General features: G+C 50.4%; 16 protein-coding genes and 5 pseudogenes. 10 read left to right on the plus strand and 11 right to left on the minus strand.

The genetic code is table 11. The features are described from left to right. Nucleotides 1–33 precede the first annotated feature (33 nt). The 6 genes from C3708_RS16395 to C3708_RS16420 form a co-directional block, all read right to left on the minus strand. Nucleotides 34–504, minus strand: coding sequence for a hypothetical protein (locus C3708_RS16395; RefSeq protein WP_103949734.1), 471 nt, complete (start codon nt 502–504; stop codon nt 34–36). A 46-nt stretch (nt 505–550) separates the two neighbouring features. Beyond that, nucleotides 551–862, minus strand: a complete 312-nt coding sequence (locus tag C3708_RS16400) for a hypothetical protein (protein WP_103949735.1) — start codon at nt 860–862, stop codon at nt 551–553. A 14-nt stretch (nt 863–876) separates the two neighbouring features. Then, nucleotides 877–1143, minus strand: coding sequence for a hypothetical protein (locus C3708_RS16405; RefSeq protein ID WP_103949736.1), 267 nt, complete (start codon nt 1141–1143; stop codon nt 877–879). After that, nucleotides 1140–1868, minus strand: a complete 729-nt coding sequence (locus C3708_RS16410) for a YafY family protein (protein WP_103949737.1) — start codon at nt 1866–1868, stop codon at nt 1140–1142. The genes C3708_RS16405 and C3708_RS16410 overlap by 4 nt, the downstream gene beginning before the upstream one ends. Nucleotides 1869–2130: 262 nt before the next feature. After that, the gene (locus C3708_RS16415; protein ID WP_103949738.1) at nt 2131–2427 is read right to left on the minus strand and encodes a hypothetical protein; all 297 of its coding nucleotides are present in this window, start codon (nt 2425–2427) and stop codon (nt 2131–2133) included. A 357-nt stretch (nt 2428–2784) separates the two neighbouring features. Further along, a complete protein-coding gene (locus tag C3708_RS16420) occupies nt 2785–3753 on the minus strand; it encodes a hypothetical protein (protein WP_103949739.1) in 969 nt (322 codons plus the stop codon). Nucleotides 3754–5318: 1565 nt separating this feature from the next. On the opposite strand from C3708_RS16420, the gene C3708_RS16425 reads away from it, so the two are divergent. After that, nucleotides 5319–5732, plus strand: a complete 414-nt coding sequence (locus tag C3708_RS16425) for a VOC family protein (RefSeq protein ID WP_233210426.1) — start codon at nt 5319–5321, stop codon at nt 5730–5732. Nucleotides 5733–5908: 176 nt separating this feature from the next. Here the strand turns inward: C3708_RS16425 and C3708_RS16430 are convergent, their stop codons facing one another. Next, nucleotides 5909–7735 carry an ATP-binding protein gene (locus C3708_RS16430; RefSeq protein WP_103949740.1) on the minus strand — a complete coding sequence of 609 codons (1827 nt, stop codon included), beginning with the start codon at nt 7733–7735 and terminating at the stop codon, nt 5909–5911. Between the two features lie 245 nt (nt 7736–7980). Here C3708_RS16430 and C3708_RS16435 point away from each other — a divergent pair, with 245 nt between their 5' ends. From C3708_RS16435 to C3708_RS16460, 5 genes and pseudogenes are all read left to right on the plus strand, one after another. After that, a complete protein-coding gene (locus tag C3708_RS16435; RefSeq protein WP_103948189.1) occupies nt 7981–8550 on the plus strand; it encodes an inovirus Gp2 family protein in 570 nt (189 codons plus the stop codon). 152 nt (nt 8551–8702) lie between these two features. Then, nucleotides 8703–8945, plus strand: coding sequence for an AlpA family transcriptional regulator (locus C3708_RS16440; RefSeq protein WP_103948188.1), 243 nt, complete (start codon nt 8703–8705; stop codon nt 8943–8945). Nucleotides 8946–9235: 290 nt separating this feature from the next. Then, nucleotides 9236–9451: pseudogene (locus tag C3708_RS16445) on the plus strand (putative zinc ribbon protein); the annotation flags it as partial. A 243-nt stretch (nt 9452–9694) separates the two neighbouring features. Continuing rightward, a pseudogene (locus C3708_RS24060) lies at nt 9695–9784 on the plus strand (AAA family ATPase); the annotation flags it as partial. 182 nt (nt 9785–9966) lie between these two features. Beyond that, nucleotides 9967–10245 (plus strand): hypothetical protein, encoded by a 279-nt coding sequence (locus C3708_RS16460; protein ID WP_233210427.1) that lies wholly within the window; start codon nt 9967–9969, stop codon nt 10243–10245. Between the two features lie 179 nt (nt 10246–10424). On the opposite strand, the pseudogene C3708_RS16465 reads toward C3708_RS16460, so the two are convergent. After that, nucleotides 10425–10628, minus strand: a pseudogene (locus C3708_RS16465) (IS6 family transposase); the annotation flags it as partial. Between the two features lie 352 nt (nt 10629–10980). Here C3708_RS16465 and C3708_RS16470 point away from each other — a divergent pair. Both C3708_RS16470 and C3708_RS16475 read left to right on the plus strand, forming a co-directional pair. Continuing rightward, a complete protein-coding gene (locus C3708_RS16470) occupies nt 10981–12684 on the plus strand; it encodes a hypothetical protein (protein WP_103948191.1) in 1704 nt (567 codons plus the stop codon). After that, complete coding sequence (locus C3708_RS16475; RefSeq protein WP_103949741.1) at nt 12681–17513, plus strand: trypsin-like serine protease; 4833 nt, start codon at nt 12681–12683, stop codon at nt 17511–17513. The genes C3708_RS16470 and C3708_RS16475 overlap by 4 nt, the downstream gene beginning before the upstream one ends. Nucleotides 17514–17698: 185 nt before the next feature. Here C3708_RS16475 and C3708_RS16480 read toward each other — a convergent pair. The 3 genes and pseudogenes from C3708_RS16480 to C3708_RS24065 form a co-directional block, all read right to left on the minus strand. Continuing rightward, nucleotides 17699–18007 (minus strand): annotated as a pseudogene (locus C3708_RS16480) (transposase domain-containing protein); the annotation flags it as partial. A gap of 8 nt (nt 18008–18015) precedes the next feature. Further along, nucleotides 18016–19230: pseudogene (locus C3708_RS16485) on the minus strand (IS3 family transposase). 31 nt (nt 19231–19261) lie between these two features. Next, on the minus strand, nt 19262–19375 hold the full coding sequence (locus C3708_RS24065) for an AAA family ATPase (protein WP_103949742.1): 114 nt from the start codon (nt 19373–19375) through the stop codon (nt 19262–19264). 245 nt (nt 19376–19620) lie between these two features. On the opposite strand from C3708_RS24065, the gene C3708_RS16500 reads away from it, so the two are divergent. After that, the gene (locus C3708_RS16500) at nt 19621–20190 is read left to right on the plus strand and encodes an inovirus Gp2 family protein (RefSeq protein WP_103948189.1); all 570 of its coding nucleotides are present in this window, start codon (nt 19621–19623) and stop codon (nt 20188–20190) included. Between the two features lie 152 nt (nt 20191–20342). Next, complete coding sequence (locus tag C3708_RS16505) at nt 20343–20585, plus strand: AlpA family transcriptional regulator (protein WP_103948188.1); 243 nt, start codon at nt 20343–20345, stop codon at nt 20583–20585. Nucleotides 20586–20817: the final 232 nt, after the last annotated feature.

The raw sequence follows: 20817 nt of genomic DNA on the forward strand, positions 1-20817 counted from the left end.
GATTGATTTTGCTGTAAACAGGGGGGGGCGGGGTTACCCGGCGGTGAGTGTCGTGCATTCGGGCATATCAGCCAGAACCTTGTGAACGTTTCCGGCAGAAGGGGAAAAATGCCCCACCTTTTTGTCGTTGACGTAAATCTCAAACGACGTTGCCTTTCTGATGGCATCAATAAACGACAGCCAGGTGTTGTCGCCGTTACGCCAGCCGAGAGAGGACGGCAGCGGGAACGGCTTGTCATCGGTGACGACGGTGATGGCGGTTTTCTCATCCTGCGAATCGGCACCGCTGCCGTCAGGCAGGGTGAGCATGACGTGATGCTGCAGGATGTTCTGTTCGTCAGGGGTGCCGGTGCAGTTGAGATTCAGCATGACGTTTTCCGGGCTGGTGATGATGTACTCGGTGACGCCCATACCGAAGCCACTGTTCCACATATTGGGGACCGCCTGTGCTGTGATGGCAAAGGCCAGTAATCCTGCTGACAGGATGGCGTGCATGAATCGCATGGTGTTTTTCCTTCTGAGTCAAAAATGTTGTTGAGGGTCAGCCGTGTTACATGAGTTGTTTACCCACGGCGATAAGTCCGGCCAGCCAGCCGATACACTGTGGTCCCACAAGCCAGAACAGACGGGCTTTCAGCAATCCGGTCATGCCTTCACGGGTATAAACTGCATCCGGCATCAGCCAGAGACGCAACGCTGCGCCAATGGTCATCCCTGCACCCGGGCCCAGGGTCATCCAGAACAAGTACCCAATCCCCTGCCCAAAACTGCGTATCTCGCCGGTGCTCCCGAACACGTTAAACAGCACGACCACAAGCGCGATGGCGAAGGCAATCGCGAAATATTTAATAACAAGTACCATTTTTCCTTCTGTCCTTATTTTCTGCACTGCCGAGCGGCACTCAGCATGTTGTCCATGAAACGTGGAGGAACATAACCGTACTGCTGGTTCATTTTCTCCAGCTCCCCGTGCGTGTATTTCGTTTTGAGGTCATCCCAGATACATCTGCAGACGGCGGTAGTACCACCGGCGGACTTGCATCCCTGGATAAACTTGCGTTCATTTTTGTCGCCACAGCCGCTCAGGGTTGCGGCAGACAACAGCAGGGTGAAGAGCAGCAGAGGGGCTGCGACAGGTTTCACGATTTGACTCCTTTGGGTCTGGATGGATGTTCAGGGTGTTGTTCCCTGAAGGTGTGAATAACATCACTGATAAAGCGAAAGTGGGGCAGTGCGCTGATAAATCCCTCTTCAGTAATGAGTGAACTGATTTCGCTCCGGCGACGGAAGGTTTGCTCTGAGAGTGAGGCGGAGATAATGTCTTCCAGCCGGAACACCCGGAGGCTCCCCCGGCAGCAGACGACCAGATACCAGTGCTGATGCCGGTAAATCAGACGGTAAGGTTCCTGCTCATCGTGACGGACATCGCCGACCAGCAGACTGACCATCCGGTGATGACAAATGGCTTCGGCCAGGCGATGAAAACTGTCAGCCTGTGTCCATGCTGACGGTAAGTCGTGCCAGATAAAGCAGGGTGAGGTGCCCGTTTCATTCATCAGCAGGTGCATCAGTTGCCGGTTCTGCGACGGGATAATGCGTGCGATACCGGTACTGCGGGCAAAGGAAATGGCCCCCGGAGAGTGATCACGCGTGGCGCTCTCACTGAGCCGATATGTGCCGTTCTCCCCGATAATGTCGAGGTGGACCAGACGCTGATGGAGGTCACGACGCAGGGTGCGTATCGATACACCAAACTCACCGGACAGTGTCTGAAGGGTCAGCGTTTCTCCGGCCATTAACCGGCTGATAATGACCGACAATCTGACGGCCAGCCGGTCGTAGCGGGCCTCTTCATCGGGTCGTTGCATGGACGCTCCGTGTGCGATAAATAGGTTGATATTTCATGCGGTTATTATGTGGGAGGGGATGGACACGTTATGTCCATCCCCCGTAATGGCGGAAAAGAAAAAGTAAAATTCATCTTTCAGTAAACAGAAGAATTAACAAAGGGTTAGTGCCTGGTCGCTGAAATTATGACAGCACGCTGACACGCCCTGTCATCAGTCGTGCCGTAGCGAGTACGGTCAGCAGCTCAGGCTTTGTGCTGGAAGGGGCTTGACCTTGTTAACGTTACGGTGCACTGAAGATATGCTCACATTGCGTGCAGCTGTATTCATCAAAGACGGTACCGTCCAGTTGTTCTCCGGCCAGAGAGCCTGCCACCGCGCCAGCACATGCACCGGACAGAAAACCAATGAGCCCTCCGGCTATCGTTCCGACAACAGGAATGACTGAACCTGTCAGCGCACCGGCCGCCGCCCCTTCAAGACCGGCAAGCCCTCCGGCAATGGCTCCGGTCACCCCTCCTGTTTTTTTACCCATATGGCGCATCTGGATGTGTTGCGAACCGCAATTCGGACAATGCATTTCTTTCTCCCTTATTACTGGCAATAAAAGCCTCCTGAATAAACAGGCGGGCCGTGTATAAAAACGGCCCTGATACCGGAGCAGGGAATGTGGCGATGGTAGTGCCGGAACGGGGGAAACATGCACGCGGGTATTTTGCAGGGCAGTTCACCGGGGAGAAGGAACAAAGGTAGCGGCAGGGCATCAGAACCCTGTTTGTTCTTAAAAGACACATTAACCTCCATGAGTAAAATAACAAAACGGCAGCGATAGTGGCTGCCGTTCTCATGGAGGTAATATAGGTCTGAGATTTTTTTGAATGCAGTTCTGGCTGCGTTTTCGATGCCGGATTCATTCCCCGGCCACATCACAACGGTATTATTCCCCTGAAAAGGTTTTCAGGTAGTGGGCGTTAATCAGTTTTTCGAGCATATCACTGATGCGAATATCGTGATGGGCAGCCAGTAAATCCAGCCGCATTTTGGTTTCATTCTTCAGGTAGGTGTTAAGGGCTTTTTTATCGGTACGTGACTGCCGCAGTTTTTGCTGGTTCCAGGCTTTGTTCAGATTCAGCAGAAATAGCCGTCTGGTATCCGGTGTATCATCCCATAAATCAATTGCACCACGCAGAGCAAGGCAGCGTTCAGAATGACTCAGTGGCGTAAACCAGGTGCTCAACCCCGGTGATGACAGACTGAATGAGAACCCACCATTGGGCGTGTTCTTTTCTTCCTGTAGCGATTTAAGGCTATTCCACGCCCACAGTACCGCTTCTTCCTCATCAGGTAACCATTTTAGCGGGACGGGTTTGTTGTAAATATTTTTCCACTGGTCTTTGAGCCTGTCCATCACCTGACTCTTCAGGCGATTAACCGGTGGAGCAGGGATAATTATCCAGTCAAAGAAATTGAAGATAAGTTGCATTCTTTCCTGATGACTTGTCGGCGATTTATTGAGCTGAAGGAACTGATACCAGTTCTGACCGAAAGGAGCATCTCTTGATTGAGAAATGCCAAGTTGATAGTCACTCGCTTCACAGAGATAACCCCACAGCCAGAATGCGGCCCGTTCATCGCGTTCAAGCCAGTCAAAGCGATCAGCCGGTAAAATATTTTCGTCACAGGCAGCATTTATTTCTGCCAGAAGTCTGTCTTGCTGTTCTCTATCGGGATAGTACTGATTGATGAGCTGATTCACTGCCTGATGGCAGCTGTCTGCATCCTGACGATTAACGCCTTCTGTTCTGATGTTTTTATTTATACCTAACCAGTCAAGATAAAAACTGCATATCCTGATGTCACGACTTTTAATGGGTGTTTTTCTTCCGTCATTATAGTGTATTGCCATTATTTAATCCTCAAATTACTAAACTACACAGTAGTGGTGGTTGTAGTGATTGCCGTGGTTACACCGTACCATGATGATGGTTTTTACGTCAGTTAAAAACACATCTGGTAGTTATCTTGAGGTAGGATTGTGGTTGTATTGCAGTTTTTACTGGGTTTTATCATGGTTGTGCAGTCGTTATTTTTAGTGTTTTATCACTTTACTTCTCATTATTATCCTGTTCTTTACCTTTAGTACAGTCTCTTTATGCACTCACTGTACCCTCGCGTTAGCCCCCTGCACGCTCGCTGTGTTGCCCCCGCCATGGCGCCGGGTTCGCTTCTGGATGCATTTCGGGCATCAAACAGGATCACCCCTTCATATTTTTGTTTCGTTGCTCAGAATCAGTATTAAGGCCTTCTATGGGCAGTTATGATGCGGGGATTATTCTGGTTGGGGTTATTTAAGATGATGAGGTGTCTTTTCTTCAGGTTATTGAAAAAGATAATTCCAGAGTGAGTGTTTATGGTTCTTATTGCATGTAACGACTGTCTGGTGTTGCTTTGGCTGGTGTTACTATCAGGCTGGATATGTTGGATTGGTATTAATATAATAAAGAAGGGTGTTACTAATCGTGATTATTACTAACCGGAGTTATTACCATTCGTAGTTATTACTCAGTTGAGATTGTCAGTAAACAATCATTATCGAGGGTTATAACCCGTAAGTACTCGTCACCAACGAGTGTTCGACAGAGTGAGATGGTTTTCTGAGTGAGTTATTATTTATTGCCCTGATGACTGCAGTAGTGAGTCGTTACTACAGATAAAATTACGTTAGTGGATAAGACTGAAGGCATTAAACTGTCAATAATGATGTGTTAAGGGGGGGATACGTCAGGCAAGTTATGCGTAAATGTTATACGACTGACGACAGTGCTGAGAGCGTGATAAATATCAGGCAGAGAGAAAGCTAACGTGGCGTGGTAAGTACGATCGCAATGCGTCGTGAGTATATTGGCATTACCCCGTCCCATTAAGGCTTGTTATAACGATTGCTAACTATCTCTGGTAATTCTTTGCCCAATAACGACTGAATGGCCTGAAGCCATTTGTGTATGTATTTACCTGGGCTTTACTCACGTCAGAAAGAGTGTGGATTAAATGTCACGATAAGTGATTTTGAGGGAACGGTAGGCGTCATGGCGGGTGGCCGGGGGGATAGTCAGGGTATATGCCGTCATCAGGATAACCCGCTAAGTTGAATACAGAACTGGAGATTCAAAATGTATATTCAGAATCAGTATGCAAGGGATGCTTATCACATTAAGCCTATATTATTTAAACAGGGGGTGAACATTGTAATACTGTATATCTCCGAACCTTTCTGTAAGCCCGTAAAACCGTGTTTGAGTTAATATTGATGGAAATCAATGAACAAATAGATTGCGTTGAACCTGATGCGTTACAGCGCGTTTCAGAAGAGCATATAAACTGCCCGTTGGTTTACCAGAAAGTTAATATCCGTTTCTGCATTGTTATCGGTTGACCGGGTAATGTATCGAGCGTTTAATCCAACGGAGGCAGGTGTTATCCATAAAAGCAGACGTACAGTACGCGTTTCATTATTTTGGTATCCCGCTGCCGGACGGGGATACCACAGGCAAGTTCAGTGCCAGCGCGGGGATGTATACCACCGATACTCCTGGCAAGTTTTGGGTACAGTGGCATCGTTTCACCGATGACTCACCGCTTCATCCGTTGCTGAAAACCGCTCCGCATGTGGCGTTTAAGGTCAGCAGCCTGGCTGAGGCAATAGCGGGTGAGAAAGTGATCCTGGGGCCCTATGAACCTATCGATGATTACCGGGTGGCCGTTATTGATGACTGTGGCGTGCCGATTGAACTGATTGAAACCTCTCTCAGCGATGAGGAGCTGTGGGCGTGCGTAGCCGCCGGGCAAGGGAGTTTGTACCGGGAGCCAGAAGATGCGTCAGAGTGAAATAACCAATGGCGCAAGGTTTCATTCTGTCAGTCACTGGTGATAACTCTTCGCTTTCAGAGGCACGCGGCATCATACCGATTAATCCGGGATAACCCGTGTGCCTCTTTGGCTTCACGTTGCCAGCTAACCTGCCAGCAGATGTATCTGGGTGAGGCTACAGGGACTCCTCTGCGTCACTGAAGCATGTCCCGTATTCTGCGCATCCAGCCGACGACTTCACCCTCTGGATCGCGTTGATGGATCAGGGCCGCAGTCATCAACGGAAAAGCCCGCTCGGCCAGTCGGGCCTTGGCGGCATTATCTTTCATCACGCCATCAAAGTGCTGAGCCAGTGAATACGCTTCCGCAAACACTTTTGGCGTAGCTTTACCTGCGACAGGATGGTCGGTAACGGCGATTGTCACACCAAAGGCGTCGTGAATGGCATCAGGATGAAGATAGCTTTCGACTTCATGTTTCAGCGTCTGTGCCGCCCAGCAGCCGTTACCCCGGGCGTTGACGGCATTCACCGCTTCAGCATAGGCAGGAACGTCACGATCGTAAATGTGTATCTCCCTGCGGTTCAGAGCACGAAGATAATTTTCATTCACCCAGTGCTTGAGCGTTCCTCCCCCCAGTACGATAAATGCCACTCGCTCGTCGTTATCAAGGTCGGGGAGAGTATTATCTTCAGCATGCAGTGCTTTACTGAGCGCTTTGAAGGCGACGACATCCGTCGGACCCTCGACACAGAACAGCAGTCTGACCCGGTTATCCGGTGTGACCCCCAGCGTATCCGTGACGATGCCGAAAACGTCAGCACCGGCCTGGATGGTGGGTCGCCCGGTAGCGGCATCCCGGGAAACAAAGCGAATGCTGTCAACGGGTAGCTCTGAGGCAAATCCGGGGCTGTGGGTCGTCAGTATGACCTGGCATCCTGCTTCCAGTGACAGAGATTTAAACGATTCAATTAATATGCGCTGATAGTTAGGATGTTGAGAGGTTTCGGGTTCTTCAATGGCGTAGATGATACTGCGGCGATTGCTGGACTTAAGTCGTCGTTCCGCTTCGGCCTTAAAAAAACTCACCAGCACGAGACGACGGACGCCGCTCCCGCGTTTATTCAGCGGGATCCCCCCATCAGTATTGAGCCCGACGGAGAACAGCCCTTGCCATTTTGCCGGAGTGGGGGGCGTAAATTCAGGGGTGAGTTCTCTCGCCAGACCGGGTTCAATAGTTTTCAGCGCCTCATGGGTATTTCGGGCAATCTCCTCTGCCTTTTGCTGGACCTTCAGCTGGATCCTGGCAATGTCGTCCTGGACTTCCGCCAGTGCGGCCGTGATGGCGGCCTTCATCGGGCTTTGTACTTCATCGTCGGAATCCCGGCTGCTTCTGTCGCTCTGGAACAGTGCAAACATCGGCAACCAGCTCTCGATTTGCTCCCAGATACGCTTTGTGTCTTCTTTGGCTTTGCTTACAGGAAGTAGCGTTTCCGTCAGTTGCAGATCCGCTGAGGCCGCCCATATGGCTTTCCGCATCCCGGGATTCCCCTTAAGCGAAACATCGAGTCCCAGCTCTTTCACCCTGGCCTGCAGCTCTTTTTCCTTAAGCTCGAGGAGATTCTGAAAACCCGCTGCAGCAGGATGGTTTGCAATCACGAAAACCTCAGCGGTGGGTTTTTTGTTACTGCAGTTGTAGATCTTGCGAATTTGAAGTGAGCCGGTGCTGCTTAGTAAAAATTCTTCTGCCAGTGCCGTTTCAGCGCCGGAGTCCAGCGTCAGGGAAGGAGGTAGTTCGGTAAACTCACAGGTGATCTCAACATTATCCAGGCCACTGTGAATACAGGCATCTCCTTTTTCAATGGATACCACGCTGTTATTGAAGAAGATCTCCAGCGCTTCCAGGATCGTCGATTTACCAATATCGTTGCGTCCGACAAAGGTTGTCAGGTCATCGAACTCAACGCTTACTTCATCTGCATAACAGCGGAAATTCTTTACTGCCACACTCTTCAGAAGCATGTCTTTTCCCTTTTTGATGAACCGGTCAAATGACCTGTTTATTATCTTACCTGGCGGCTGAAGATTTTTGTTGATGGTGGTTTGATTTATCGCGGGACTTGAATGGATAACGCCATGAAGGCTTCCGATATCTTCGTGCGATACCCGGCAATCTGGTCCGGTATTGTGATGACAGGCCTCCCGAAAAGTACTTTTTTACAGCACCGGTAATGGTTATGAACGATAACCCACCGGAGTCCATTTCAATGAGTTACACCTACGACCCTTACTGGCAGCAACGCATCGCCGATACCTTCAATTGCGCACTTAACGCTTACACCCGCGTACTGGCACTGCGCGTTGACCTCAGGCTGCCTGATACGCCTGCAGCCTCTGATGGCGCTGTTATCTCCCGCTTCACCGATGCCCTGAAAGCCCGCATTGCTGCCCTTCAGACGCGTCAACGTCGCGAGGGCAAACGCGTCTGGCCGACCACGCTGCGTTTTGTCTGGGCACGAGAGTTTGGTGAAATCAAAGGGAAGAAGCATTACCACGTGGTGTTGCTGCTGAACCGGGATACCTGGCGTGGGCCGGGGGATTACAAGGACCCGGAAACGTTAGCCGGGATGATTAAACAGGCATGGTGTAGCGCCCTGCAGGTGGATGCACAGGCGCATGCCGTTCTGGCACGATTCCCCAAAAGCCCGGTGTCCTGGCTGACGCGCGGCAATACCACAGAGCTTCAACTGGCGCTGTCCCAGGCGGCCTATCTAGCCAAACTGGAGACCAAAGTCACCGGCGACAGTGAGCGTAACTTCGGCTGCAGCCGGGGCTGAGCGTATCCGCACGCTCAAACTCTACCGGCCTGATGCGATGGGCCGGTAATTTTTAACAGGCAATCCCTATCCTTTGAGGAGAACCGGCTCGTTGGAGATTCAACGACACCGGACGCCTCCCGACAACCATTCCTCAGAGGGAGATAACGACCATGACCACACCGAATACGAACAATGCCGGCACCACCACTACCACGCTGCTTTGCGCAGGCGACCCGCTCATCGACATGACCTTTATCACCACCTGCACCGGTATGACCGACAAGTGGTTCTACAAACTTATCCAGCAGGGACAGTTCCCTAAACCGATAAAGCTGGGGCGCAGCAGTCGCTGGCGCAAGAGCGAAGTCGAAACCTGGATGCAGCAGCGCGTTGCGGATTCCCGTGGCGCCTGAGCAGAGGGGATATCTGAATGGAAAAACGACGCCGTACTCAGCCATGGACAATTCCTCCACGCTGGACGTGCCCCCGCTGCCAGCGACGGTACTGTGGTATCAAACCTTGTCCCGTGTGTTTTCGTCCCTCCGGCGCCCCTGCGCAACCGTAACCTTTCTGTATTCCATGACCGGCCATCGCCGGTACCGACCCGCTAACGCTTAACTGACCTGCCATTCGCACCCTGCCTGCGCTGCCCGCACCGGGACGGCTGACGCCTGCGTGTCGTCTGGTTGTGAGGAACACCACGATGTATGCAAAATCCTTTATGGCCCTCGATGGCAACGGTCGCCTTACGGGGGCCAGAACCGCGCAGGCCGCACCGTATGACCGCTATACCTGCCATCTGTGCGGCAGTGCACTGCAATACTATCCTGAATACCAGACGGAACGTCCGTGGTTTGAACACCAGACTGCCATGCTGACGGGTAACGGGCGACAGTACTGCCCGTACGTGAAACCGGAAGCCAGTAACCACGAGGGCTGGCAAAGAGTCAGTACCTGAATCCCCCGGGTGCCATTACCCTTGTCAGTACTTCGCGACCTGACGTGATCACCCAACTCAGTACTTCGGCGCCTGACGTCAGCACCTGCCATCCTGGCGATCGCCACGGCGCAATGCAATGAAACAAAACCCTATCGCCTGGCTGTGCTCATTCGCCTGCTGGAGCACACTAAAAAAAACGCGTCAAGATGAGTTCACCGCAACGTTACGCATAACGCGCACAGGGTGGTTCTGCAGGGTGAGTCGATGAGGAAAAACTCGCTGGTAGTGGAAAGCGAGGAAAAAACAGGTTAAAAAGCAGTAGAAAAAGTTAACGCATCCCGGTTGATCGAATAGATGCGAAACACTGATCGAACTTCGATGCCAATCCATGATCGCTCAGAGCGGAATACGCACTCCTGCCATGGAACGTAGATCTCACCTATAAATAGCCGTCAATACGGCACTCACTTGACGCTTACCACTGTACCGGGTGGATGGCAAGACTGTATCTGAAGTCACTGCAGAAGCTGGCCCGCAAGGAGTCATCGCAGGCTTTGTATCTGTTTCTGGCGGAATTACCGAGCACCTTTTACCGGATTGGCTTTGACCGCCTGCGGGAACGCCTGCAGTTAACCTCGCATCTGGGAAACCAGAACGCCACGGTCAAAAAAGCCCTGCAGCAGTTGAAGGACATCAGGTTTCTGGAGTATTCGGTTGAAAAAGAGAACGGGGATTACATTCTCACTATCCTGAAGCGCAATCCGAAGCTGTAAGTCACCCGGTACAATGGATATCCACTGTACGGAGAGCATGAAAAACCATGGGGCAGCAGATACTACAACGTTAAAATACCACCCATCTCCGGGGCCCTCGATGGGCGATCAGAGGGGCGAGAAGGTATCCGCAATGGTAGCCTAGCTCACAACTGCCCCACGTTTTTTCATGCTCTCCGGTTACGCCAGTACCAGCGCAGTCGCTTCTCAATTTCAGGCGCATAACGATGAACCCAGCGGTAAATAGTGGAGTGATCGACATTCACCCCACGCTCAGCCAGCATCTCCTGCAGTTCACGGTAGCTGATGCCGTATTTGCAGTACCAGCGTACCGCCCATAGGATGATGTCACGCTGAAAATGCCGGCCTTTGAATGGATTCATGCGCTGCTCCGTCAGCAAGAGGCGGCAATAAGTTTATCACCTCCAGATTTTTGCAATAGTGTCTGAAACATTTCATTAAGATAAAAAGGCGCGCCCTTGTCACAAATAATCCACCTACCGGTGACCCCCATCCTCTTTCGTTCGGAAACTCGCGATCTTGCGGTATTAACAGAAAAAACCATAACTGGCCCGGGAACAGATATTCCACCCGGTTTATGTATGCCGCAGGTTATTCTCCGCGCCCTAATGAAGGGCGGTGATACTGCAGAAAAAACATCGAGGTATACCACAGCAGGAAAACACATGAAGACAAACAAAAACATTAACGGACAGTCAGTCACAGGATGAAATCATGAGTCAGTATTACAAGTATTTAGCGGGTCTGCTACTGATCGTGTCGGGGGGAGTCAGCGCATCCACACTTCATCCCGACGGGAAAGCGCCCCATATTCCCCGCCAGAATTTTGAAGCAGATTATAATGTTGAATTTTACAATGCCAGCAACTATCTCCCAGTGACCATTGAGCCGCTGGACAATACATGTATGAAAAATCCTGGGGACGCTCCATTCACCATTAATCCCCATAAAACACATATTTTTTCCCTGAAAGACAATGATAATTTGTTCTATCACTGCCTGGACAAACCAAAAAAAGTGAAGTGGGTTATACAAAATAAAGGAAACCCGACGATTGAATTTGACCATCACCGACGAACGGGAGAGGGTGTCTGGGGAACAATAATTAACACTTCGTCTTCTTTAGTGGACTCCGCATCCTGTGATAATGTCAATTGCCTCAATATTTTCGTTCCGACTCATGAGAAAGTTCCTTCCATAAAAATATCACTGCGGGGGACTCAGCAAGCCCGGAAGCTGACGATAGCGACCCCGGTAAATAACAACGTTTACCATGTGAGTGAAATTCTGACACCATCAGGAACAGGGCAGCCCGACGCAACGGTGACTTACAGTTTCAGCGGGTGCACCCCGGAGGATAACGCCTGGTGCCAGCCCACCGCTGTCAGCGTTAACAGCTCAGGCGACTGGTATGGTGACGACATCACCCTGACGCACCCGGGTGACCTGAAACTGCAGGCTCAGCAGTCTTATTCCGGTAACTCCATTGACAGCGCCTCTGCCGGTTTCAGTGTGGTTCCCTCAGAGATACCCACCACTTCATTATTTACTTTCGATACCCCTAAAGAGGGGGCGCATTACGCAGCTTCGGATTATATAACCCCTTCTGGTCAGGTGAACAACGGGAGTACGGTTCAATACCAGATTGATGGTGATAATACTTTTTTTAAAACCACAGTGAGCGATAATAAGTGGGCAGGTAACCCCGCGCAATATCCGCCAGGTAATCACACTATTACAGCCCAGTTAACGACTAAACCGGGATCCTCTCTTCATGAGGTTATAACCCGACACTTTATGGTGGATCCGGCCCCTGTTGTTATTGAATTCCCTGCGAATAATCAGTGGCTCCCGTTTGCCGACACGCTGACCGTTACCGGAAAAGCTTCCCCTTCGGCGACAATTGTTTGCCAGATGGATGAAACCCCGACGGACTTATCTTACCTGGTAACTAAAGAAGGGAATTTTTCCTGTCCTTTAAATATTAAAGGCGTTACAGGGAAGCATTCCGTCACGGTTGCGCAAAAGTTTAATGGTCAGCCCTTCGGGCAGGACAGGCATGATTTTTATGTTACCAGAGCGCTCACTATAACCGATCCTGTTGAAGGTGGAAGTGTCCATGAGAACACTCAATTTCCTATTAAGGGTGAAGGTGAGCCGGGGTTTGATGTGCAGGTGGTGATGAATTTTTATGCTACCTGGCATACCACTGTAAATGCGTCAGGGCATTGGTCTATCTATGGACCCCGTAGTAGCCGGGGAGCGTACGTGTATACCGCGACAGAAAGCAAATACGGTACAGACGTCAATAATACGGCATGCCGCACTATTAAGGTAATCAGTCCACACTCATATAAACAAAATACATTTACTGATTTTTGTTCTGAAGCCACAGGAATGAAGAAGGAGGATAAATGAAAAAATACAAATTAAATAAAGGTTACCTTCCCGGATTAATGGGATTGAGTTTACTCATCTCCGGGAGCTATTTTCCTGCTTTTTCGGCGACACCTTCTGTGGCAGGACATGCTATTGCTACTTCATCTGACAGTGAACCTCATATATATAACGGGAACGCGCCAGCGTGGATGGCTAAAGTAAAGAGGGATACGCTGGAATTTTCTCGGATGTACAGTATATGTACAGGCGAATTTTTGTCCCCTTCTTTTGTTATAACAGCGGCACATTGCACAACGAATCCTGACGATCCTTTGCTGGTTGGACCGGGTCGGGGCGGCAGCCAAGACGTACTGAATGTGGGTCAAGACTACATTCCCGCTACGCGTGTGGGGAAGTGGGGAGATATAGCATTACTCCGATTGCATACTCCAATGCAGAATACAACAATGGTTCCCCTCATGCATGACTTTCGTTTTTTTCACGATGAAAAGGCAACAGTTATGGGTTATGGGTCTTTCGATATCGGAAACAGCACACTCCCTTATCCGAATAACCCATACTCAATGCTGGGTATGGCCGAAGTAGCGACTATAATGAAAGTAAATTTGGGGGAAGACCCGCCAGGCGTTACAAATACAGGTATCAGTGTTAAGCGAGGCACAGGGATAACGCGCGGCGGAGACTCTGGTGGTCCATTGATGTTGCTAAGTGCGATTGACACCCCCCAAATGGGGGAAACCGTTGAAAATAAACTCACAAAACAAAAAATGATTGGTGTTCTGTTAGGCGGCGGCGGGGACGACTCCACTTTTAGTGAAATAAACCCTGAAATAAGGAAAGAAATGGCGATTAAAAGTGGCGTTTCCCTTTTTAATACGCCGTTTGATGGCAGCGTGATAAATACTTCGACTTACAGGTTTAGTGGTTGGGGTAATTCACCTTTTTCTGTAAAATTATTTACGCGGGACATGAAAAACGATCGGTGGGGAGCAAACCCGGAGATCATATGCACCCGGATTACGATTGAACGCCAGGGCGATGAGTGGTATTGCGACGTAGATATGTCGCGCACCGAGGCGGTAAAAGCTGATAATGGAGATGATTACTTATTACTGGCTGCCACGGCTCAGACCACTGTTACAGATGAACCATCCTGTACGCCAGGGGAAAATAAATATGATTGCGTGTTTTTTTCCTATTCCGTCGGAAAACATTCTCTTAGTCTGGTATCCCCCCCCCCCCTAGATTCGGATGAATATGATGAAGAAAATCTTCCTAATGAAACTATATATGTCCATACAGGCAGTTTTTTTGAGGTAACTATTCAGGGGCTTCCTGGTAGGACAGTAAATGTGGTTGAAATAGATCAAGAGAAGAAAAAAACTTATATTCGCCGTTGTGTAAATGATCGTAATTTGACCATTGTTCCTTACCCAACAATACCTGAAAGTGGGTATCTGAGGTGCAGAATCCCTGTGCCCATTCCACCTAGCGACAACGATGGGAAAGCCTTTATTGCTCACTATATGGCCCTATACGACGATCAGACAGACAACCCAGATATGGCGACTGAGGCTGAATACCTCTTTAAATACGCAAAAAAACCAGAGGTTGAAATCTATGATTTTGGTAATACCAAATATCCTGGTGGCACTGATAACGTAATGTACCCCTTTAATATTTTTGGTTGGGATAATATTATTAGTAATGCGGGGTACCTCAATGGTATCACTAAAAAAATCAAACTAACATCTGATAATGTAGGTGTGTCGGGCATGTTAAGCTCTCAGGATAATAATGGTCGATGGGGCCCAATCACATATGATTATTGGGGTACTGATTTTACGGATGCACGTAATACTGATAAGTTGTATAATTCAACAGTGTCTTTATTTCTTAATGGAAGTAATATTGAAAGTGCAACCACTACGCGTTCATATACTGTATTGAGCCCCGGACTTGTTATTGAAGAACCAAAAAAAATTGTAAATGAGAACGACTCGTCTCAATCGACACCTCCTACTTATGATGATCGGGTCGCCATTCCATTTTACGGACATCTACATGCCTTACGCAACGATGCCGTTATTATGTGCGAAGTACTCTACTGGGATCGGTCGGGAAATTCGCATGTTCTGCAAACCGTGTCAGCTTATTTTGATAGCGATGTGAACTGGTCGTGTAATATTTCCAATACATTGAGCTATTACTACAAAGACAATCCAGCATTCGAGAACGAAATGAGGGATGTACCTGCAGTACCGATGGGGGTAAAGGTCCTACATCAGATACCCACACCGGCACACCCTTTTGTTACTGGTTCAGCCATGAGCTTGTTTTATGCAACATATACGCAACCGCCCGCTTTCGAAGAACCGTATGAACTTCTCGACCTGAAGTCAGCCCCCCCCCAAAGTAATGGTCCGTACTGGGTTGTCATCGCACCCGAATTTATGGTTAAAGGGACTGGTACGCCGAAGGCGACTATCGAGGTTCCCATCCAGGGAAATCCTGACTGTAAGACTACAGTTTTGGATGATGGTACGTGGAATTGTGGTTTACAGAAAACGCCTCCTGAAACCAGTCAGCCTTACATGTTAACTGCCACTCAAACCACAACTAGCGGCAGTATTTTGAGGGATACCATTCATTTTATTGTACAACAAAAGGATGAAAAGTTAGAGGAGGGGGGTAATGGTGGCGATGGTAACGGCGGGGGAATGAATGGGAAGACCGGCGGCGGTGAATCAGGTACCGGGGCAGGCATGGCTCCTCCTTATATTATTTTCCCTGCTACAGCTGCGGACGGGGCCCTGCTGAGTTCAGCTGTCGCTGCGGGAGGTGCTACTGCAGCCGGTCTTACCAGTATTACGGGAGCTGCCGGGGCAGCCACTGGGGCCATTGCAACCGTCGGCATTACCGTTGCGGGGAAGGTTATTGATGATATAACCCCTGACTGGACAGACCACGGGAAGTGGGCGCTGGATTTGGCTGGGCTTATTACGGACCCGACGGAAAGCTACGTGCTGAAAGTTGTGAATAAAGATAAAGACGGGCATGAACTTGGAAGCAGGACTCTGTCTGTCACCCATCCCGTCATAATTGATGAGCCTGTGGAGCAGCAGGTTATTCCCTGGGGTCAGTCGTATCCCATTAATGGAAGTGGTGTACGGAATAAGGCTGTGACCGTCACTGCAGAGGGCTATGGAAAATTAAACTGTACAGGCGCTGATGAGTATGGTAGTTGGACCTGTACGGATCCCGCCGTCACCGGCGCTGTCACACTTTCCGCCGTGCAGGAGGAACTGCCCGGCGTCACCACCGTGCGCCACTATACGGTGTCCGTTAAGCCACTGAGCATATACAGTCCGGCGATGGGGGAAATGGTTATCAATACCTCATACCCTCTGACAGGGACAGGGCAGCCTGATGCGAAGGTTGAAATCAAAGGTGATGTTACCTGCGGAAAATCATGCCAGACTACTGTGGATAAGAATGGCACCTGGTCCTTCCCGGCGCAAACGTCTGTACCGGGTAAATATACGATTCAGGCTGTTATGACGCCAGGCGTCAAAGCTGCGTCTGATACCCAGAGCGTCACGTATACAGTCTCCCCGCTGGTGACAACCCCGCTGTCAGTGGATTCGCCGTCAGAAGGTGAAAAGGTAACCAGCAACACCTACAGCATTATCGGCAAGGGTAAGCCGGGACACAGTATTGATGTGACCGATATCCCAGTAGCGGGTGAGTGTCATACTTTCGCAGACACCCGGGCGGGTGACTGGTTGTGTGGACCGTATGAAGTTACGGCGGAGGATGCTGCAAAAATCACGGTGTCTGACAGCGAAACATCGGAAAGTATTTCACGCAGCTATACCATTACCCCTGCCTTTACGGTTGATTCACCGAAAGAAAATGAAGTTATCACCAGTGAATACGCTATCAGTGGCCGTGCGCCAGCCGGGAGCGCAGTCTCTGTTGGCGGCCTTGGTTATGTCGTTGAGTGCCAGACAACAGCAGATAGTAAGACCGGAAACTGGTCATGCCCGGGTGGTGATAAACATTACCCGGCGGTAAAGAATGTCTATCATAGCATAGTGAGTAATATTGGTGCTGACGGGAAGGTTAACGCGAAGATATCACGCAATTTTGCTGTGAACAGCGACGAAGTTAAACCAGTCAGTATTATCTGGCCGAAAGAAAATACGACAGTAAATGCGAACGACTTTATGGTGAGTGGACACACTATTAATCCGACAGGGCATGTCATTGTTAAAGATGACACGTCTGGACTGACACTGTGTGAATCGGATGTTGTTAAAAGTTTCTGGAGCTGCAAAGTGAGCAAGTCTGACGGTGAATATACGATTACGGCTTCCTCGATTGAGGAGGAAAGTGTGAAGTATGAAAGTGAACCCGCTACTTTTACCGTTGCACCTGAAAAGGTGAACCCGTCGGTGATGAGTATTGTTCAGCCTGAAGAGGGGGGGGTTATCACGACCCCTGAATACACCATCTCCGGGAAAATCAATGCAACCAACACCTTCGGTATTGGTTTCTCAGTAGTAATGACTGCAAAGGATCCAAACACAAACCAGATGTTCACATACACTATATGTTCATCGGCGGAGATGAAAATAGATTATCCGGACTGGTCATGTCAGGCTTCTTTAGCATCGGGGCCGGAGACGGGCTCTGAACCGAAGACAATGACAATCACTGCCCGGGAGAGCGCTCATGGAAGCCATGATGACAGCCGGACTAGGAGTTACTTGGTGGTGCCCCGTCCTGAAATATCTGCCCATCAGCGTGCAAAGTCTCATCCTGAGAGCAAACGAGCACATTAGTCCGTGTGCATGTAACGTATAAACAAAAAAACCGCCAATATTTGGCGGTTTTTTTGTGCTGGTCCGGTTAGCGGCCTTTCCAGCAGGGCTTTGGTTACTAACGTAACGCAAGCGCGTAACAGTACGCATATATTGGGCGGGGAGATAAAATGTGTGTAAGCGTAAAGTCAGCGCCGTATTGACACTTATTTGGCAGGAAGATCCACATTCCACGGCAGGAGATCCGCTACTTTGTTGGAAGGCCACTCCGGCAGCACGCTCAGGATATGACGAAGGTAAGCCTCCGGGTCGATACCATTGAGTTTGCACGTACCGATCAGACCGTACAACAGAGCGCCGCGTTCGCCTCCGTGATCGCTACCGAAGAAGATGTAATTCTTTTTCCCAAGGCAGATTGCTCGTAGTGCACGCTCTGCGGCGTTGTTATCATGCTCTGCCAAGCCATCATCACAGTAGTAGCACAGCGCATCCCACTGATTCAGGGCATATGTGAATGTAGTGGTCAAGTAATACTGGCCACGGTTTTACAGTAAGAACGGTATCTGTTCTCTGATTCTTCCGGCGTTAACCCCCCGTTGTAATGATGGGGTCTGACGCTATTGTAGTAATTCAGGATATAACCGCCGATTTGTCGCCGGGCCTCATCCTTACCTGCGTAACCATTCGTCGGCACCCATTCTGTTTTCAGACTACGGAAGAAGCGTTCCATGGGGCTATTATCCCAGCAGTTCCCCCGCCGACTGACGCTTTGCTTTATCCTGTAACGCCAGAGAACTTGTTGATATTTAAGGCCGGTATACTGGCTTCCCTGGTCGCTATGGAACATGACATCACGCGGTTGACCACGCGTCTCACAGGCCATCCGCAGGGCACTGCTTACCAGTGCGGTATCGGCATTCGCTGACAGACTCCAGCCGATAATTCTGCGGGCAAAAAGATCCATAACAACCGCCAGATAGCACCAGCGATTTCCTGCCCAGATATACGTAATATCTCCGCACCATACCCGGTCTGGCTCCGGTACAGCGAACTGACGCTCGAGCAGATTCGGCAGGCAGGTATGCTCCTGACGGGCATTTTTGTACTGATGTTTTCCGGGCTGGCAACTGCTCAGGCTTAGGTATTTCATCAGACGCCCGGCACGGTAACGGGTCATCGGAACGCCATTTTGAGCCAGCATTTCAGCAAGCGTGCGTGCGCCTGCTGAAATGCTGGCTCTGGTTCCACGCCCGGCGTATTTCGCTGTACAACCTGACTCGCGCCGGATTGACAGTATCGCGTCGTTTTCGCCAGTACCGGTAACTGCTGCGATGTATTTCCAGAGCGGAGCAGAGGCTGACAACCGTGTGGCTGTCACTCAGTCTGGCTGCTATCGTGAACCGTTCAGCGAGTCGGACATCAAGAGCGCGGTAGCCTTTTTTAATATCGTATTCTGTTCCTCCAGACGGCGAACCTGCTTTTCCAGCTCGCGAATACGTTGCTGCTCTGCAGTAATGGGAGTTGCAGAGGGCGTAATCCCCTGCCGCTCTCGCCTGAGCTGGCGCACCCAGCTCTCAAGCGTGGTAGAGCCGACATTCATCGCTTCACTGGCTTGCCGATACGAGTAGCCCTTATCAACAATCAGCTGTGCACATTCCAGCCTGAACTCAGGGGTGAAAGTACGCTTAGTTTTCTTGTTCATTAAGTCACCTGTTTTATGTTGTGGTGAGAATATCACCTTTAATCAGGTGGCCAAATTTACTGTGCCACTACAATTTACCAATATCGTTGCGTCCGACAAAGGTTGTCAGGTCATCGAACTCAACGCTTACTTCATCTGCATAACAGCGGAAATTCTTTACTGCCACACTCTTCAGAAGCATGTCTTTTCCCTTTTTGATGAACCGGTCAAATGACCTGTTTATTATCTTACCTGGCGGCTGAAGATTTTTGTTGATGGTGGTTTGATTTATCGCGGGACTTGAATGGATAACGCCATGAAGGCTTCCGATATCTTCGTGCGATACCCGGCAATCTGGTCCGGTATTGTGATGACAGGCCTCCCGAAAAGTACTTTTTTACAGCACCGGTAATGGTTATGAACGATAACCCACCGGAGTCCATTTCAATGAGTTACACCTACGACCCTTACTGGCAGCAACGCATCGCCGATACCTTCAATTGCGCACTTAACGCTTACACCCGCGTACTGGCACTGCGCGTTGACCTCAGGCTGCCTGATACGCCTGCAGCCTCTGATGGCGCTGTTATCTCCCGCTTCACCGATGCCCTGAAAGCCCGCATTGCTGCCCTTCAGACGCGTCAACGTCGCGAGGGCAAACGCGTCTGGCCGACCACGCTGCGTTTTGTCTGGGCACGAGAGTTTGGTGAAATCAAAGGGAAGAAGCATTACCACGTGGTGTTGCTGCTGAACCGGGATACCTGGCGTGGGCCGGGGGATTACAAGGACCCGGAAACGTTAGCCGGGATGATTAAACAGGCATGGTGTAGCGCCCTGCAGGTGGATGCACAGGCGCATGCCGTTCTGGCACGATTCCCCAAAAGCCCGGTGTCCTGGCTGACGCGCGGCAATACCACAGAGCTTCAACTGGCGCTGTCCCAGGCGGCCTATCTAGCCAAACTGGAGACCAAAGTCACCGGCGACAGTGAGCGTAACTTCGGCTGCAGCCGGGGCTGAGCGTATCCGCACGCTCAAACTCTACCGGCCTGATGCGATGGGCCGGTAATTTTTAACAGGCAATCCCTATCCTTTGAGGAGAACCGGCTCGTTGGAGATTCAACGACACCGGACGCCTCCCGACAACCATTCCTCAGAGGGAGATAACGACCATGACCACACCGAATACGAACAATGCCGGCACCACCACTACCACGCTGCTTTGCGCAGGCGACCCGCTCATCGACATGACCTTTATCACCACCTGCACCGGTATGACCGACAAGTGGTTCTACAAACTTATCCAGCAGGGACAGTTCCCTAAACCGATAAAGCTGGGGCGCAGCAGTCGCTGGCGCAAGAGCGAAGTCGAAACCTGGATGCAGCAGCGCGTTGCGGATTCCCGTGGCGCCTGAGCAGAGGGGATATCTGAATGGAAAAACGACGCCGTACTCAGCCATGGACAATTCCTCCACGCTGGACGTGCCCCCGCTGCCAGCGACGGTACTGTGGTATCAAACCTTGTCCCGTGTGTTTTCGTCCCTCCGGCGCCCCTGCGCAACCGTAACCTTTCTGTATTCCATGACCGGCCATCGCCGGTACCGACCCGCTAACGCTTAACTGACCTGCCATTCGCACCCTGCCTGC

This window comes from Lelliottia sp. 7254-16, from assembly GCF_002922995.1.
In the GTDB taxonomy this organism is placed as follows: Bacteria; Pseudomonadota; Gammaproteobacteria; order Enterobacterales; family Enterobacteriaceae; genus Enterobacter; species Enterobacter jeotgali.

Bases quoted from the DNA above. Each gene is read 5' to 3' on its own strand.
- C3708_RS16395 (WP_103949734.1), bottom strand. From the start codon at position 504: ATGCGATTCATGCACGCCATCCTGTCAGCAGGATTACTGGCCTTTGCC.
- C3708_RS16400 (WP_103949735.1), bottom strand. From the start codon at position 862: ATGGTACTTGTTATTAAATATTTCGCGATTGCCTTCGCCATCGCGCTT.
- C3708_RS16410 (WP_103949737.1), bottom strand. From the start codon at position 1,868: ATGCAACGACCCGATGAAGAGGCCCGCTACGACCGGCTGGCCGTCAGA.
- C3708_RS16415 (WP_103949738.1), bottom strand. From the start codon at position 2,427: ATGCATTGTCCGAATTGCGGTTCGCAACACATCCAGATGCGCCATATG.
- C3708_RS16420 (WP_103949739.1), bottom strand. From the start codon at position 3,753: ATGGCAATACACTATAATGACGGAAGAAAAACACCCATTAAAAGTCGT.
- C3708_RS16430 (WP_103949740.1), bottom strand. From the start codon at position 7,735: ATGCTTCTGAAGAGTGTGGCAGTAAAGAATTTCCGCTGTTATGCAGAT.
- C3708_RS16435 (WP_103948189.1), top strand. From the start codon at position 7,981: ATGAGTTACACCTACGACCCTTACTGGCAGCAACGCATCGCCGATACC.
- C3708_RS16440 (WP_103948188.1), top strand. From the start codon at position 8,703: ATGACCACACCGAATACGAACAATGCCGGCACCACCACTACCACGCTG.
- C3708_RS16460 (WP_233210427.1), top strand. From the start codon at position 9,967: ATGGCAAGACTGTATCTGAAGTCACTGCAGAAGCTGGCCCGCAAGGAG.
- C3708_RS16470 (WP_103948191.1), top strand. From the start codon at position 10,981: ATGAGTCAGTATTACAAGTATTTAGCGGGTCTGCTACTGATCGTGTCG.
- C3708_RS16475 (WP_103949741.1), top strand. From the start codon at position 12,681: ATGAAAAAATACAAATTAAATAAAGGTTACCTTCCCGGATTAATGGGA.
- C3708_RS24065 (WP_103949742.1), bottom strand. From the start codon at position 19,375: ATGCTTCTGAAGAGTGTGGCAGTAAAGAATTTCCGCTGTTATGCAGAT.
- C3708_RS16500 (WP_103948189.1), top strand. From the start codon at position 19,621: ATGAGTTACACCTACGACCCTTACTGGCAGCAACGCATCGCCGATACC.
- C3708_RS16505 (WP_103948188.1), top strand. From the start codon at position 20,343: ATGACCACACCGAATACGAACAATGCCGGCACCACCACTACCACGCTG.